The sequence below is a fragment of the Bacillus cereus genome (assembly GCF_002577405.1).
In the GTDB taxonomy this organism is placed as follows: domain Bacteria; phylum Bacillota; class Bacilli; order Bacillales; family Bacillaceae_G; genus Bacillus_A; species Bacillus_A cereus_AU.
The window spans coordinates 336,262-352,065 of record NZ_NULR01000013.1 but is presented as its reverse complement, the minus strand read 5'-3'; the positions used below and the strand labels follow the sequence as shown (position 1 = coordinate 352,065).

The window sequence follows — 15,804 nt, the reverse complement described above, 5'->3', positions numbered from 1 at the left end:
ACTGTTTAAAACAACATATTCCAATCTACAAACCAAATACCGGCTGCAAAGGATAAAAATATACTATTAACCGTAAAGATAATCCCTCTAAAAATCACAATATAATATTTCTTTGGAAATAATTTTTTGCATATCCAGAGCAGCCACTTTCCAATTAAACCGAAGAACAAAATATAACCTGTTGTGCCATCTATTAAAGTATCGAAGTAGTCATCATGTACCTTTTTCGAAAAGGTAGTATATAGCCCAAAAATCGTTAAACCTAAAAACATAATAGACAATATACCTAGAAATATACTTTGCACATTTGTTCCCCTCTTAATAAAAAATTCAGTTCGCTCACTATTAGCATAAAACTAGTTTACAGTTTTTTTCTCTTCATTTTTTAAAGACCATCGCATTAATACATATAAACTTCCATACAGAAGTAAAGGCTCTAGTATTACCAGATATGGGTTTTGCTTTCCTAATTCTTTAAATACAAACATAATTAATAGCGGTATGATAACAGCTAAAATTCCAATCCATCCAAGTATGTACGCTTCCCCAATTAACAATACTAATAAGACAATTCCGGCTAGTATATAACTTTGTATAGTAGTTAATTGTAATACAGGTGTCCCATACCATTTATTCATAAACATTAATAACACTAATAATAAAATAGGAACCATTACTATTACATAAATAATTCCAAACTCTACTAGTTTACTTTTAAAAGAAGACATTCTAAACGCGACAATTGTTCCAATAATTGTAATGATTAAGATGATAGGATAACCAATTAACTGTACATTTGTTAACGTAAACTGCTGATTTGGACTTCCAAATAAAATATTTGTCAGTAACCAATATCCACCAACACCAATAATCATTCCTAAAATACTTTTTATACTCCCGCTTTTATCCTTCTCCATCTCATTAGCCAACTCTTCCGCATACTCTTTCGGTGAATTACCAAATATATCACTTACCGTCTTCCCTTTTTTCTCACCCTCTATTAAATGAAGCTCTGCATCTTCGAGAAAGGCATCCACATCTTCTTCTTTAATTCCTTTTGTTATTAAATACACTTTTGTATCGATTAAAAACTTTTCACCTTCTTTAGAAACCTTCACTATAACCCCTCCTTTACTTAACCGTTTCTCTTCTATTCGTCTTCATCATAATTTCAATAAAAATTAAAACAAATAAACTTCCGTATAAACATATAATTTGAAATAACATTGGCATAAGACCTTCTGATGTAAATGTTTGAAACACTAACATAATAGAAAGAGGAACAATTAAATATAAGTTTTTAAACCATCCTTCAAAATATATATTTATAGCTACTGTGATGATAAAGATCCCTCCAGCTAACATATAACTTTGCACTTGGGTAAATGTAACCATCTTTGTAGGATATATTACATCTAATATCGTAATAGCTCCTAATAAAAACATTGGAGCGATCATGACTAAAGACCACATAGAAAACCATGTTTTTGTAAAGCCTGTTACGAAGTTCTTTTTACGGAGCAAAAAATTAGGACCTATAACAGCTAACATTAATGTGAAACTATAACCAATACACTGAATAAGTGAAAGCTGTAAAATTCCATTATTCACTACTAAGATAGAAGCAATAATCCAAAACGCAACGATATTCATTACCGTATAGCCAATTTGCTTCCACGTTTCTTGTCTATCCTTTTCCATCACTTTTACAAGTTCATTTGCATATTCTTTCGGTGAGCTTCCAAAAATGTCTGCTACACTTTTCCCATCACTCTCGCCCTCAATTAAATGGAGTTCTGCATCTTCTAAAAAATTATGAACATCACTTTCTTTAACACCCTTTGCCGTCAAAAATAATCTCATATCTAATAAAAACTTACGCGCTTCATTTGATAGCATTATTTTCTTCTCCCCTTCCCTTCAAGTAGACGTTCCACACTACTTTGCATCGTTTCCCAGCGATCCATAAATTCATTAAGTGCTTCCTCGCCTTTTTCTGTTAATGTATAATATTTTCGCTTTGGACCAGATGGAGATTCCTTCATTACACTTGTTATTAATCCTTCTTTTTGCATTCGTATTAATAACGGATAAATACTTCCTTCACTTGCCATTGTAAAACCATACTTCGCTAACTTTTCACTCATTTCATAACCGTATATTTCACCTTCAGAGATAATAGCAAGTAAGCATCCTTCTAAAATCCCTTTCAGCATTTGACTTGTTGACATAATTCAAATCCTCCTACTATCTTGTTTTACAAGATAGATAAGCGTAAGTATCTTGCTTTACAAAATAGTATAGCAGAGACTATTTTGCAAAACAAGATAGCCAGTTATGTTTTTTCCAAATGTTTGCAGGATTTTCATGATTCCTCCTCTAAATAGAGCAATAAGAGAATTTTTATATAAAGGAGTGTTTTTCACCATGGTTACAAATCAAGTTGTCTTTTTAACAGGTGCTGCCAGCGGTATTGGATATGAGATGGCGAACGCTTTTGCAAAGGAAGGCGCAAAAGTTGTTATTACTGATCGTCTTGAAGATCGTGCGAAGGAAGCTGCTGAACAATTACAAAAAGAAGGCTTTCAAGCGATCGGTTTAAAATGTGATGTTACATCTGAAAAAGAAATTACAGCAGCAATTTCTCAAGCAGTTACTCACTTCGGTTCATTAGACATATTAATTAATAACGCTGGAATGCAACACGTTTCACCAATTGAAGATTTTCCAACTGAAAAATTCGAGCTGCTAATTAAAATTATGCAAATCGCTCCGTTTATCGCAATTAAGCATGCCTTTCCGATTATGAAAAAACAAAAGTATGGCCGGATTATTAACGTCGCTTCTATTAACGGTCTTGTTGGATTTGCAGGGAAATCCGCCTACAATAGCGCAAAACATGGCGTAATTGGATTAACAAAAGTTGCGGCTTTAGAAGGTGCTACCCATGGAATTACTGTTAATGCCCTTTGTCCTGGTTATGTCGATACCCCTCTTGTACGTAATCAACTAGAGGATTTAGCCACTACACGAAATGTACCACTTGAAAATGTTTTAGAAGATATCATTTATCCACTTGTACCCCAAAAGCGCTTATTACAAGTACAAGAAATTGCTGATTATGCTATGTTTTTAGCGAGTGAAAAAGCAAAAGGAATAACGGGTCAAGCTGTCGTTATCGATGGTGGTTATACCGCTCAATAAAAATAAAGTTTGCTCACGAAGAGCAAACTTTATTTTTTATCACGAGGATCGTCATACTTTGGTAATTGCTGTGGCAGTTTTTCTATTGCAACAATTACTCCATCTAATTTACTTTCAATACGATGGAGTAAATATAATGTTACAACAATTGGAAACCCTACATTACCTATCATCTTGATCCACTCTTCCATCTTTTTCGCCCCCCTTTCATTATATAAATAAGAGAGACTAGTCAATTTAGGCACAAAAAAACAAGCTATTATTTATTAGCTTGTTTTTCAAATAATGATGCAATTTCTCGTTTATAATCTCCGCGTATAATACCTTTCTCAGTAATAATCCCTGTAATTAATTCATTCGGCGTTACATCAAATGCAGGATTATAAACATTAGTTCCAATTGGTGCTACTTGTTTGCCAGAAATTTTCGTAACTTCTGTTTCATCTCTTTCTTCAATAATAATTTCAGCGCCTGTTTGTTTCGTAATATCAAAAGTAGATAACGGAGCTGCAACGTAAAATGGGATATCGAAATACTTTGCTAATATAGCTAAATTCATTGTTCCTATTTTATTTGCCGTATCTCCGTTTGCGACAATTCGATCCGCCCCTACAATAATCGTGTTTATTTCTTTCGTTAGAATGGCATGTGCTGCCGTATTATCTGTAATAAGTGTGACATCAATATTTGCTTGCCTCAATTCCCACGTTGTTAAACGACCACCTTGTAAAACTGGTCTCGTTTCACACGCGTATGCATGTAAACGCACACCTTTCTCTTTTCCGATATAAAAAGGGGCTAATGCAGTTCCATATCTTGCAGTTGCAATACTTCCAGCGTTACAGATTGTTAAAATGTTATCACCGTCTGCAAAACATGTTAACGCATGTTCCCCAATACTCCGGCACACCTCTTCATCTTCCTGCTGAATGCGAAGCGCTTCTTCTTCTAATATTTTTTGCGCTTCTTTTATTGTCGTAATCTCTCGAATAGATTCTCTCATGCGATCAATTGCCCAAAATAAATTCACTGCCGTCGGACGTGATGTCCCTAAATAATTACAATCTCTATTAAACTTCTTTTGAAATTCCTCAATATGTACAGTATTATATTTTTTTGCTGCCAGTACCAAACCAAATGCTGCTACAATTCCAATTGCAGGTGCTCCGCGTACTTCTAGCAGTACAATACTTTTCCATACCTCTTCAATAGTCGTTAACGTTTTGTATTCCGTACTATGTGGCAACTTTGTTTGATTTAATACCGCAATTGCATCACCTTTCCAACTGACAGATCTCGGAATAGTAACAATCGTACTCATGCTTTTACTCCTCCAGAAACTGTCTGCTGAAATAATGTTCGGAACAGTTGAATATCAGCGCTCTTAGATTCATATTTAATTAGTTCTTTACCTAAGGATAGCGCTTGTTTCTTTGCTTGAATTCTCTTTTCTTTATTTGCTATTTCATCTAAATCAGCTACATGAGCTAAGCCAATTGTTCTTCGGATAAGCTCACATCCTGCAAATCCGACAGCATCAGTAAAAATATTTTGCAAAATAATTGGCAACCATTGTTTCTCTTTCGTATATGCTTCTACTCCTTCTCCAATCCATAACTTCGTAAAAGCTTCTACAAAGTAACTCCATGTCTTTTCTATATGGAAAAATAGTATACTTCTCTTTTCTTCTTCCCTCGATAAAGCATTTAATAATAGATTTGCAATAAATTGACCGATGTCAAATCCAAATGGACCGTACGTTGCAAATTCTGGATCAATCACTTTCGTTTCAGAAGGTGATGAAAAAATACTACCAGTATGTAAATCCCCATGAATAAGCGTTTCTTTTCTCGTTAAAAATTTATATTTATATTGCGCTACTTTTAGTTTTAAAGTTTTATCACTCCAAAGTTCATCAACAGCTAGTTGTAAATCTGGTTCATAATCGTTCGTATCGTAATGCCCAAACGGATCTGTAAACACTAAATCTTCTGTAATTTTACAAAGGTCTGGATTTACAAATGTAGCTTCTAGTACCCTTTTCTCTTCTGACTGTAGACCGAAATCTGAAGTATAAAATAAAACATTTGCTAGAAAACGACCGATATGCTGGGATAAAAGCGGATATGCTTCCCCGTCTATTAATCCTTTTCTTGTAATTGTTAGTCTTGATAAGTCTTCTATTACCGTCACTGCCAACTTCTCATCATGACTATATACTTCCGGAACGTATTCTGGTACATACTTCGCAAAAATTTGTAATGCCTTACTTTCAATCGTTGCTCTTTTTATAGACAACGGCCAGCTCTCACCAACTACTTTCGCATATGGAAGTGCTTGTTTTATTATAATTGATTTCTCTCCATCATCTAATTTGAACACGTAATTTAAGTTTCCATCTCCAATTTCATGACAGATGACATTTGATTTCTTTTCAAAATAGCCATGTTCTTTCGCATATTGTACAGCCGTTACTTCTGTTAATGAATAATATCCCATCGTCTTCTCCCCCTTTTTTTAATTCAGAGGTTTTTCTGACGCAGAAAAACCTCTTTCCACAAAGAAAGAGGTTTGAAGTTAATCTTCTCCCCTCTTATCTGCCAGAAAGTATACTTTCTGCTGGAATTAGCACCGTGCCTTTTGGCGTAAATACACGCCCCATTTCACAATGGTATTACGGTCGGTTGCTGGGCTTCATCGGGCCAAATCCCTCCACCTGCTCTTGATAAGAGTTGTATAATTTTTTGAATTTTTAACTTTATGTTGAAGACTATACCAAGAATAAAAATCACTTGTCAATATTTTATTTGTATAATTCTGGACGACGATCTGCAAAAACTGGAATCCCTTTACGAACCTCTTGAATTTTCTCGAATTTAAGCTCGCCAAACAAAATGGATTCCTCTTCATTTGCCTCTACCACAACTTCACCCCAAGGATCGACAATTAAAGAATGACCTGCAAATTCATTATTTGGGTCCTTCCCTGCCCTATTACAGGCAACAACATAACACTGATTTTCAACTGCTCTGGCCTGCAGAAGCAAGCGCCAATGTGCTAAACGAACTAATGGCCATTCCGCTACAACAAATAAAACTTTTGCACCTTTAGCAGTATGAACACGCATCCACTCTGGAAAACGAATATCATAACAAATTGTGCCAGCACACTCTACATCATCTAGCTTAAATTCACCTGTCTCATTACCCGCTATTAAATATTTATGTTCATCCATCAGTTGAAATAAATGCACTTTACTATATTCATTGACTAGATCTCCTTCCTTGTTTACAACATACATTGTATTTGTAACACCTTGCTCTGTTTGCTTTGCAATCGAACCACCAACAATATGTACACCATATTGCTTCGACCATTCTTTCAACTTTTCTTTCGTTTCTAATCCATTCTTATCTGCAATTTCAGAAAGTCTCGTTAAATCATATCCTGTTGTCCATAGTTCTGGTAAAACAATAACATCTGGTCTTTCCTTCATCGCTTCACTAATTTTAGTTTTAGCGTTCTCAATATTTTTTTCTACATCTCCAAAGACAATATCCATTTGAATACATGCGACTTTCATTTTGTCAGCCCCATTCTTATTTTTTTCTTTACAAAATACTGGAAAGATTATATCATTTGTCACTAGAATTGTAACAACTTTCAAAAGAGGTGGAAAGTATGAAATTATTTCAACCTTCTGAGATAGTAACATCATTGCCAACACAATTTTTTGCTTCACTTGTTGCAAAAGTTAACAAAGTCGTTGCAGCTGGTCACGATGTTATTAATCTAGGTCAAGGTAATCCAGATCAACCAACACCGCAGCATATCGTAAAAGCTTTACAAAATGCTGCCGAAAAGACCATTCATCATAAATATCCGCCATTCCGCGGACATGAAAGTTTAAAAGAAGCCGTGGCAACATTCTATCAACGTGAATATGATGTAGTAGTAAATCCCAAAACTGAAGTTGCTATTTTGTTTGGTGGAAAGGCTGGATTAGTAGAATTACCAATTTGTTTTACAAACCCTGGTGATACTATTCTCGTTCCAGATCCAGGCTATCCAGATTATTTATCCGGAGTTGCTTTAGCAAAAGCAAAATTTGAAACAATGCCGCTTATTGCAGAAAATAACTTTTTACCGGATTATACAAAGATTGATGACTCTATCGCCGAGCACGCAAAGTTAATGTTTCTAAACTATCCAAACAATCCTACTGGCGCTACTGCATCAAAAGATTTTTTTGATGAAACCATTCATTTTGCTAATAAACATAATATATTAGTTGTTCATGATTTTGCTTACGGTGCTATCGGATTTGATGGTCAAAAACCCGTTAGTTTCTTGCAAGCAGATGGCGCCAAAGATACAGGAATTGAAATTTACACATTATCAAAAACTTTCAATATGGCTGGGTGGCGTATTGCTTTTGCAGTCGGGAATGAAAGTGTCATCGAAACAATTAACCTATTGCAAGATCATATGTATGTTAGTATTTTTGGTGCAGTTCAAGACGCAGCACGCGAAGCACTATTAAGTTCACAGTCTTGTGTAACAGATCTTGTAAATAGTTACGAATCTAGGAGAAATGCTCTTATTTCAGCTTGTCACTCAATTGGTTGGAATGTTGATATTCCAACAGGGTCATTCTTCGCATGGCTTCCTGTACCAGAAGGATATACATCTGAGCAATTTTCTGATATTTTACTAGAAAAAGCACACGTTGCAGTTGCTCCTGGGATTGGATTTGGTGAGCACGGCGAAGGGTACGTCCGTGTTGGTCTCTTGCATACAGAAGAACGATTAAGAGAAGCTATTCATCGAATTGATAAATTAAATTTTTTCAAAAAATCGTTGACAACATAAAAAATATCTGACAAAATTCAGTTATCTTAAAAATTTAAACATTTCTAAATACTTCTTATCAAGAGCAGGTGGAGGGACGAGCCCGACGAAACCCGGCAACCGATCTACAATCGTAGACACGGTGCTAATTCTCGCAGCATTACGCTGACAGATAAGGAGCTGGTTGTAAAAAAACCTCTCCTTAGCTGAGAGGTTTTTTTATTTAACTAGGAGGTTATAACAATGAGCGGAATCATAGCGACGTATTTAATCCATGACGATTCACATAACTTAGAAAAAAAAGCTGAGCAAATTGCACTCGGTTTAACAATTGGCTCTTGGACTCATTTGCCACACTTATTGCAAGAACAATTAAAACAACATAAAGGCAATGTCATTCATATTGAGGAATTAGATGAGCAAGAACATATCAATTCGTATCTACGGAAAAAAGTAAAACGCGGGATTATTAAAATCGAATACCCATTACTAAACTTCAGTCCAGATTTACCAGCGATTTTAACAACTACATTCGGAAAGCTATCACTTGATGGCGAAGTGAAATTAATTGATTTAACTTTTTCAGATGAGTTAAAAAAGCATTTTCCTGGCCCGAAGTTTGGTGTAGATGGCATTCGAAACCTTTTACAAGTGTATGACCGCCCCCTTTTAATGAGTATTTTTAAAGGCATGATTGGACGAAATATTGGATATTTAAAAACTCAATTACGCGATCAAGCAAGTGGTGGTGTAGATATCGTAAAAGATGATGAAATTTTATTTGAGAATTCATTAACACCACTAACGAAGCGAATTATATCTGGAAAAGAAGTTTTACAATCCGTATATGAAACACACGGCCATAAAACGTTATATGCCGTAAATTTAACAGGACGAACTTTTGATTTAAAAGAAAATGCGAAACGTGCAGTACAAGCTGGTGCTGATATTCTATTATTTAACGTATTCGCTTACGGACTAGATGTACTACAATCACTTGCCGAAGATGACGAAATCCCAGTTCCTATCATGGCACACCCTGCTGTAAGTGGTGCTTATTCAGCATCCAAGTTATATGGGATCTCGTCTCCACTATTACTTGGAAAGCTGCTTCGTTATGCTGGTGCTGATTTTTCTTTATTCCCGTCTCCATATGGCAGCGTTGCGTTAGAAAAAGAAGAGGCTCTTACCATCTCAAAATATTTAACTGAAGACGATGCATTTTTCAAGAAAAGTTTTTCTGTTCCGTCTGCTGGTATTCACCCTGGTTTCGTTCCCTTTATCTTGCGAGATTTCGGTAAAGATGTTGTTATTAATGCTGGTGGCGGTATTCATGGGCATCCGAATGGAGCGCAAGGCGGTGGTAAAGCATTCCGTACTGCAATTGAAGCAACTTTGCAAAGTAAACCACTCCATGAAGTAGATGACATAAATTTGCGTAGTGCACTACAAATATGGGGAAATCCCTCACATGAGGTGAAATTATGAGTATTCAAGTGTTTTGTGATTTCGATGGTACGATTACAAATAACGATAATATCATGTCCATTATGGAAAAATTCGCACCACCAGCAGCCGAAGAAGTAAAGAATAGAATTTTATCACAAGAGCTATCTATTCAAGAAGGTGTTTCTCAATTATTTCAATTAATACCTACTAATCTGCACGATGATATTATTCAATTTTTAATAGAGACTGCTGAAATCCGTAGTGGTTTTCATGAATTTATACAATTTGTAAATGAAAATAATATTTCTTTTTACGTAATATCAGGCGGAATGGATTTCTTCGTCTATCCACTCTTACAAGGAATTATTCCAAAAGAGCAAATTTACTGTAATAAAACAGACTTTTCAAACGAATATATTGCAGTTAATTGGCCTCATCCTTGTGATCATCACTGTCAAAATCATTGCGGATTATGTAAATCATCTTTAATCCGTAAATTAAGTGATACAAATGACTTCCATATTGTAATTGGAGATTCAATTACTGATTTACAAGCGGCGAAACAAGCGGATAAAGTATTTGCCCGTGACTTTCTTATTACCAAATGTGAAGAAAATCGTATTGCTTATACACCGTTTGAAACATTTCACGATGTTCAAGCTGAATTAAAACATTTGTTGGAGGTGAAATTATGAAACAACTTTTTCGTCAATGGTATGACTTAAGCGAGATTAAAAAAGAGTTAACAACACGAAATTGGTTTCCAGCAACAAGTGGTAATATTTCTATAAAGGTTAGTCATGAGCCACTTACTTTTCTTATTACAGCAAGCGGTAAAGATAAAACAAAAACTACTCCCGATGATTTTCTATTAGTAGATCAACTAGGAGTTCCTGTTTTAGAGACTGAGTTACGTCCTTCAGCAGAAACAGTATTGCATACACATATTTATAACAATACGAATGCCGGGTGCGTACTTCACGTTCATACAACTGATAACAATGTCATCACAAATTTGTATAGTGATGCAGTCACCCTTCAAAATCAAGAAATTATTAAAGCTCTTGATATTTGGGAAGAAGGTGCAACGATTCACATTCCTATTATCGAAAACCATGCCCATATCCCAACTCTTGGAGAAAACTTCCGAAAGCATATACAAGGAGATTCGGGAGCAGTATTAATCCGTAACCATGGTATTACCGTATGGGGCCGAGATAGCTTTGATGCAAAGAAAAGATTAGAAGCTTATGAGTTTTTATTCCAATTTCATATAAAACTATTATCAATTCAAGGAGGCGTTTCTAATGGCGCAAATTCGTATTCATGAAGTAAATACTCGCATTGAAAATGAGGTGGAAGTATCAAAATTTCTACAAGAAGAAGGCGTTTTATATGAGAAATGGAATATTTCTAAACTTCCTACTCATTTAAATGAAAATTATTCGTTAACAGATGAAAACAAAGCTGAAATATTAGCGGTGTTTTCAAAAGAAATCGCTGATGTTTCAGCACGCCGAGGTTATAAAGCACATGATGTCATTTCACTTTCAAGTAGCACACCTAACCTTGACGAATTATTAATTAATTTCCAAAAAGAACACCATCATACAGATGATGAAGTTCGCTTTATTGTCAGTGGTCATGGCATCTTTGCTATTGAAGGAAAAGATGGGAAGTTCTTTGATGTTGAACTTGAGCCCGGCGATCTAATATCTGTTCCTGAAAATGCAAGACATTATTTTACCTTGCAAGATGATCGTCAGGTTGTAGCCATTCGTATTTTTGTTACAGCTGAAGGCTGGGTTCCAATTTATTAAGGTAGTTAGTTGAATAAAAGGAATTGGATCCCCTTTTCCAACCTTTTATTCACTCTACATATATACATCCTCCTATGGAACAGACTTATTTCATCTTCTGAAATAAGTCTGATTTTTTATTTACTCAAAAACTTCTCCCTTTCCTTTTTAAGGTGAAATTATCCTCTTCGATTTTTTAACACTTTTTGAACATTTATTGAACTTTTTTTGAACTTTTTCTGAAAATTCTGTTTTACGTATGATATACTACAATTACTAATAAGGAAAATAATATCGCGAACAGAGGGGGATAATCATGAGTTTACTTATTGCACTTATACTTGGAGTTACATGCGGGGCTATTCCTGTTATTTTAGGCGCTATTATGGAAGAGTTAGAAGTTGGTGTTTTAGGATTTGTTGCATCTTGTGTAAGCGCTTTATTGTTTGGTTTATTCGGGGCTATTCCTGTTTCGATTCTGTGTGCATTTTATATATTACGCCATGCTCGAGCGAAACGATTTGGTTCTAATCACATTGCGCAAGTTATTCCATTCCCAATTGAACGGTGCCGCCGGGCTTCTAACTTATAATTATAAGAATTAAATACATCTTCATAAATAAAAGTCCTCAAATGAGGACTTTTATTTATTTTCTTCTAGAAATTGAAACAACTCGTGCAAATGAAGTGCATCTTCACTATAGCTAACAGATACATGACATGTCCCTTCAATCTCAGCATGCATATAAAGGGCAATTCCATCCCGATCATATTTCAGTGCCAAATAAAACTCCATTTCCTCTAACATCTTTTTCGAAGTTCGAATAACATAATGCCCCTTCTCATCTCTTCCATATTCGAATTTCGGTTCAAAGTCATATTTTTGTTTAAATGCTTCTTTCTGCTTTTCATTTATTTTTATACAAGTTACTCGCTGTACAGTGTCAATCATCTCGTCAAACTTTTGAAGATCCATCTCATTTACCCCCTTATGTATTTTTTGTATAACACTTGTGTTCCACTATCCTCTTCTCCATCTTCCATTAACTCATCATACAATTCCTTCGCCAATCTTAAACCTGGTACCGGTAATTGTAATTTTTCAGCCTCATCTAAAGCAATCTTCATATCTTTCATAAAATGTTTCACATAAAATCCTGGTTCAAAATCTCCTTTTAACATGCGAGGAGCTAAATTACTTAATGACCAACTACCTGCTGCCCCCGTTGAAATGCTCTCTAATACTTTATCTGGATTCAGTCCAGCCTTTTTCGCATAAGCAACGGCTTCACATACTCCTATCATATTGGAAGCAATCGCAATTTGATTGCACATTTTTGTATGTTGTCCACTACCAGCTGGCCCTTGCAACTGAATATTCGTTCCTAGTTTTTCAAATAACGGTAAACATCTATCATATATTTCTTTCTCTCCACCGACCATAATTGCGAGTCTAGCTTCTTTCGCACCAACATCTCCCCCAGATACAGGTGCATCCAGTGTATATACATTCTTTCTTTTACCAAATTCATTAATACGTTTTGCCAATGTTGGAGTAGATGTTGTAAAATCAATTGCTATCGTGCCTTCATTTGCATTCTCTAAAATTCCATCTATCCCAAAGTATACTTCTTCTACGTCATGTGGATATCCAACCATAGTCATTACAACATCAACTTGCTTCACTAACTCTTTCGGTGTATCGCACCAATTTGCACCATCTTGCACTAAAGAATCTGTCTTCGCTTTCGTTCTATTATATACATACACCTTATGACCTTCTTGCATTAAATGATGAACCATACTTTTTCCCATTACACCAATACCGATGAAACCAATTGATAAAATTTTGTTTTCCATATTCTTATCCCCTTTGTTCTAATAAATCACTTACCATCTTTCGGAACTCTTTATTAAAATCATCATCCATACTATTTTTCACATTTGAAAATAAAATAACAAAAATCCCTTTGTCTTTATTAAAATTATTGAAAGTATTCCAGCCAGATAGTACACCATGATTATGAAAATAATCCGGATATATATAAAAGCTAAATGCATATTTCCGTTCTGCTGGAGGTGAAAACATCGCTTGTATACTTTGTTCAGAAAGAAGTTTCCCATTTATAATTGCTTCATCTAACTTCTTCATATCTCCAACTGTCGTATACATCTCACCGCAACCATACAACCAATCCATTGATAATTTTTGTGCAGATTCAAGTACATTATCTTTCTTTACGTAACCTTTAGTAAAATGCTGATCTCCTGGGGTCATATTTCCCATACCAGATTCGTGCATTTCTGCTTTCGTAAATATATTTTCTTTTACGTAATCCCCTAAAGTTTTTTTTGATACGCTTTCTATAATATAGGCAAGCACCATATAATTATAATCTGTATATCTCCAACCTGCCCCTGGTTGAAACTCTAATTTTTGACTTCCAATCCAATTTACTAAGTTTATACGAGAAGCAACATTCACTTTTCCTTTCCCTTTTTCTGGTAAACCTGATGTGTGCGTTAACAAATGATATAAAGTGATATTTTTATCTGCTGGGAAAGAAGGAATATATTTATTTACATTATCTTGAATATTTAACTTCCCTTGTTCCTGCAGCTGTAAAATAGATGTAGCAACAACTGTTTTCGTAATAGAACCGATACGATATTTTGTTTGAGGCGTATTCTCTATTTTATTTTGAACATCAGCATATCCATATCCTTTATTCAATATAACATGCTCTTTATCAGTTACTAAAACTGTTCCATTAAATTGCTTTCCTATTAAATATTGATCTAATTTTTGAGATATGCTAGCATAATCAATTTGTTGCTCTTCTTTTTCTTCTATATTCTCTTGTACTTCTGATTCAATAGCAGGATTCGCCTTAGTTGTTAATACAGTTCTTTCCTTTATATTAGGATTATAGAGAAAATAGTATACTCCACCGCATACTACAGCAAACAGTGCAGCCATTATTATTATTTTTTTTATCATATTGTTCCTCCATAATTCCTTCGTTCAAAGTGCCCCCCATATTCTATTATCAAAGAATAAAAAAAAATCGCAACAATTTGTTGCGAAAAATTACATTTTTTCTTTTCTATACACACATACTTGATTTTTTCCATTTTTTTTCGCTTCATATAATGCAATATCCGCTCGTTGCATTAATTCTTCTCTTGTAATCCCTTTTTCATATAACGCAACTCCAAAACTTGCTGTTAATTTCGAAATTCCAGAGAAGTGCTTTGTTTCAATGAAAAATCGTAATGACTCCGCAACTTGAAATGCTTCTTTTTCCACTGTATTTGTCACTAGTATAATAAATTCTTCTCCTCCCCATCTTGCAAATACATGTTGCTGCTCCACTTTAGATTTCATAAGCTCTGCAAGTTGGATCAATGCTAAGTCACCAAAATCATGGCCATATGTGTCATTTACTGTTTTAAAATTATCTATATCAAATAAAATAAGTGCCATTTTTTCATCATTACGTACTACCTTCTCCCACTCTGTCTCCAATATTTGTTGGAATTTTAAACGATTATATATTTCTGTCAATGAATCTATCATAGCCAATCTTTCTTGCTCTTGATAGATTTCATCTAATTCTGTAATTTCTGTACACTTTACAATAAATCTCGATAAGTCTTCTGGCAAAGGTGTCGCACGCAATAAAAAAGTTGATATGCCCCCTTCATAATTGGACATCTTAATTCTTCTATCATATGATAATGTATCATCTAACCATGTTATATCATGAGTCGTCGAATAATATCCGGTTTCTCTAATAAAATGTTCAGCAAATACTAAATGTTGCTCACGATAAGCAAACAAATTTTCATATCCGAAAAACGCTAAAAAATTTGTATTACAATCAACAATCTCATCATCTTCTACTATAAATAATAAATCATTATGAAAATCAAACATCGTTTGAAGTAGTTCTTGCTGCAAACTTACTTGCTGCACTAAAGAAAGTTGATACAAACTCTTATTCACTTCCTCTAATACTACTTGTGGAGTTACGGGGGCTATCACAATATTACGTATTCCTAACGTAAGCACCTCTGTAAACTCATTTGTTATCTGTTGATCCCAAATGACAATGAATGTACTATGTGGATTATACATATTCTTTATATATTTTATTTGAGAAAAATCTGTTACATACATAATTACAATATGTGGTCTAGTCTTATGAAACAATCGTTCTCCTTCTTCAAAACTATTTGCTATAAACATACATTTTGGATGGATATTTTCTATCGTTTGTTGATGTGTGCATCCATTTTCTATATAAAGGACATTTAACTGAAGATCTTGTAATACATTTTGGAAAACCGTATTCTCTAATAAAAAATGTAGTATGTTCATCACTAGTCTTCACTCACTTCATATATCTTGTTCTACTGCATTCCTCACAAACATTTTATAATAGACTGTTCTCCAAAAATATTAATTAGTGAGGTATACATGTTAACAAGCTAATTG

At 34.6% G+C, this 15,804-nt stretch carries 19 protein-coding genes and 2 riboswitches; of the genes, 7 read left to right on the top strand and 12 right to left on the bottom strand.

Annotated elements, in window-relative coordinates:
- Nucleotides 1-5 precede the first annotated feature (5 nt).
- Genes COC96_RS17780 through COC96_RS17765 form a run of 4 tightly spaced genes read right to left on the bottom strand, consistent with a single transcriptional unit; the run spans nt 6 to nt 2,231 of the window.
- On the bottom strand, nt 6-305 hold the full coding sequence (locus COC96_RS17780; protein ID WP_098267956.1) for a DNA-binding protein: 300 nt from the start codon (nt 303-305) through the stop codon (nt 6-8).
- Nucleotides 306-356: 51 nt separating this feature from the next.
- A complete protein-coding gene (locus COC96_RS17775; protein WP_098267957.1) occupies nt 357-1,118 on the bottom strand; it encodes a DUF1129 domain-containing protein in 762 nt (253 codons plus the stop codon).
- 13 nt (nt 1,119-1,131) lie between these two features.
- A complete protein-coding gene (locus COC96_RS17770) occupies nt 1,132-1,899 on the bottom strand; it encodes a DUF1129 domain-containing protein (protein ID WP_098769115.1) in 768 nt (255 codons plus the stop codon).
- A complete protein-coding gene (locus COC96_RS17765; protein WP_088230265.1) occupies nt 1,899-2,231 on the bottom strand; it encodes a PadR family transcriptional regulator in 333 nt (110 codons plus the stop codon). The genes COC96_RS17770 and COC96_RS17765 overlap by 1 nt, the downstream gene beginning before the upstream one ends.
- 196 nt (nt 2,232-2,427) lie before the next feature.
- Between COC96_RS17765 and COC96_RS17760 the strand changes: the two genes are divergently transcribed.
- Complete coding sequence (locus COC96_RS17760; RefSeq protein WP_098769114.1) at nt 2,428-3,204, top strand: 3-hydroxybutyrate dehydrogenase; 777 nt, start codon at nt 2,428-2,430, stop codon at nt 3,202-3,204.
- A 29-nt stretch (nt 3,205-3,233) separates the two neighbouring features.
- On the opposite strand, the gene COC96_RS17755 is transcribed toward COC96_RS17760, so the two are convergent.
- The 4 genes from COC96_RS17755 to COC96_RS17740 form a co-directional block, all read right to left on the bottom strand.
- Entirely contained in the window at nt 3,234-3,395 is a 162-nt protein-coding gene (locus tag COC96_RS17755; protein ID WP_098267960.1) for a YvrJ family protein, read from the bottom strand.
- A gap of 68 nt (nt 3,396-3,463) precedes the next feature.
- Nucleotides 3,464-4,525, bottom strand: coding sequence for an S-methyl-5-thioribose-1-phosphate isomerase (gene mtnA, locus COC96_RS17750; RefSeq protein ID WP_098769113.1), 1,062 nt, complete (start codon nt 4,523-4,525; stop codon nt 3,464-3,466).
- Nucleotides 4,522-5,703, bottom strand: a complete 1,182-nt coding sequence (mtnK, locus tag COC96_RS17745; RefSeq protein ID WP_098267962.1) for an S-methyl-5-thioribose kinase — start codon at nt 5,701-5,703, stop codon at nt 4,522-4,524. Before mtnK ends, mtnA begins: the two co-directional genes overlap by 4 nt.
- 91 nt (nt 5,704-5,794) lie before the next feature.
- Nucleotides 5,795-5,936: riboswitch (SAM riboswitch) on the bottom strand.
- Between the two features lie 71 nt (nt 5,937-6,007).
- Entirely contained in the window at nt 6,008-6,871 is an 864-nt protein-coding gene (locus COC96_RS17740) for a carbon-nitrogen family hydrolase (protein WP_141536123.1), read from the bottom strand.
- A 14-nt stretch (nt 6,872-6,885) separates the two neighbouring features.
- Between COC96_RS17740 and COC96_RS17735 the strand changes: the two genes are divergently transcribed.
- The 6 genes from COC96_RS17735 (at nt 6,886) to COC96_RS17710 (ending at nt 11,895) form a co-directional block, all read left to right on the top strand.
- Nucleotides 6,886-8,076 carry a pyridoxal phosphate-dependent aminotransferase gene (locus tag COC96_RS17735; RefSeq protein WP_098769112.1) on the top strand — a complete coding sequence of 397 codons (1,191 nt, stop codon included), beginning with the start codon at nt 6,886-6,888 and terminating at the stop codon, nt 8,074-8,076.
- A 52-nt stretch (nt 8,077-8,128) separates the two neighbouring features.
- Nucleotides 8,129-8,234: riboswitch (SAM riboswitch) on the top strand.
- A gap of 64 nt (nt 8,235-8,298) precedes the next feature.
- Nucleotides 8,299-9,543: a 2,3-diketo-5-methylthiopentyl-1-phosphate enolase gene (mtnW, locus tag COC96_RS17730; protein ID WP_098769111.1), complete on the top strand. Its 1,245-nt coding sequence runs from the start codon at nt 8,299-8,301 to the stop codon at nt 9,541-9,543.
- A complete protein-coding gene (gene mtnX / locus COC96_RS17725) occupies nt 9,540-10,199 on the top strand; it encodes a 2-hydroxy-3-keto-5-methylthiopentenyl-1-phosphate phosphatase (protein ID WP_098267965.1) in 660 nt (219 codons plus the stop codon). The genes mtnW and mtnX overlap by 4 nt, the downstream gene beginning before the upstream one ends.
- Complete coding sequence (locus COC96_RS17720; RefSeq protein ID WP_098267966.1) at nt 10,196-10,834, top strand: methylthioribulose 1-phosphate dehydratase; 639 nt, start codon at nt 10,196-10,198, stop codon at nt 10,832-10,834. Before mtnX ends, COC96_RS17720 begins: the two co-directional genes overlap by 4 nt.
- On the top strand, nt 10,812-11,324 hold the full coding sequence (locus COC96_RS17715) for a 1,2-dihydroxy-3-keto-5-methylthiopentene dioxygenase (RefSeq protein WP_097904536.1): 513 nt from the start codon (nt 10,812-10,814) through the stop codon (nt 11,322-11,324). Before COC96_RS17720 ends, COC96_RS17715 begins: the two co-directional genes overlap by 23 nt.
- 295 nt (nt 11,325-11,619) lie before the next feature.
- On the top strand, nt 11,620-11,895 hold the full coding sequence (locus COC96_RS17710; RefSeq protein ID WP_098267967.1) for a hypothetical protein: 276 nt from the start codon (nt 11,620-11,622) through the stop codon (nt 11,893-11,895).
- A gap of 51 nt (nt 11,896-11,946) precedes the next feature.
- On the opposite strand, the gene COC96_RS17705 is transcribed toward COC96_RS17710, so the two are convergent.
- The 4 genes from COC96_RS17705 to COC96_RS17690 all read right to left on the bottom strand — a co-directional run bounded on the left by COC96_RS17705 (nt 11,947) and on the right by COC96_RS17690 (nt 15,687).
- Nucleotides 11,947-12,279 (bottom strand): DUF3909 family protein, encoded by a 333-nt coding sequence (locus COC96_RS17705; protein WP_098267968.1) that lies wholly within the window; start codon nt 12,277-12,279, stop codon nt 11,947-11,949.
- A 5-nt stretch (nt 12,280-12,284) separates the two neighbouring features.
- Nucleotides 12,285-13,163 carry an NAD(P)-dependent oxidoreductase gene (locus COC96_RS17700; protein WP_098769110.1) on the bottom strand — a complete coding sequence of 293 codons (879 nt, stop codon included), beginning with the start codon at nt 13,161-13,163 and terminating at the stop codon, nt 12,285-12,287.
- Between the two features lie 4 nt (nt 13,164-13,167).
- Nucleotides 13,168-14,304 (bottom strand): serine hydrolase domain-containing protein, encoded by a 1,137-nt coding sequence (locus COC96_RS17695; RefSeq protein ID WP_098267970.1) that lies wholly within the window; start codon nt 14,302-14,304, stop codon nt 13,168-13,170.
- 90 nt (nt 14,305-14,394) lie between these two features.
- Nucleotides 14,395-15,687, bottom strand: coding sequence for a GGDEF domain-containing protein (locus COC96_RS17690; RefSeq protein WP_142340015.1), 1,293 nt, complete (start codon nt 15,685-15,687; stop codon nt 14,395-14,397).
- Between the last annotated feature and the right edge of the window lie 117 nt (nt 15,688-15,804).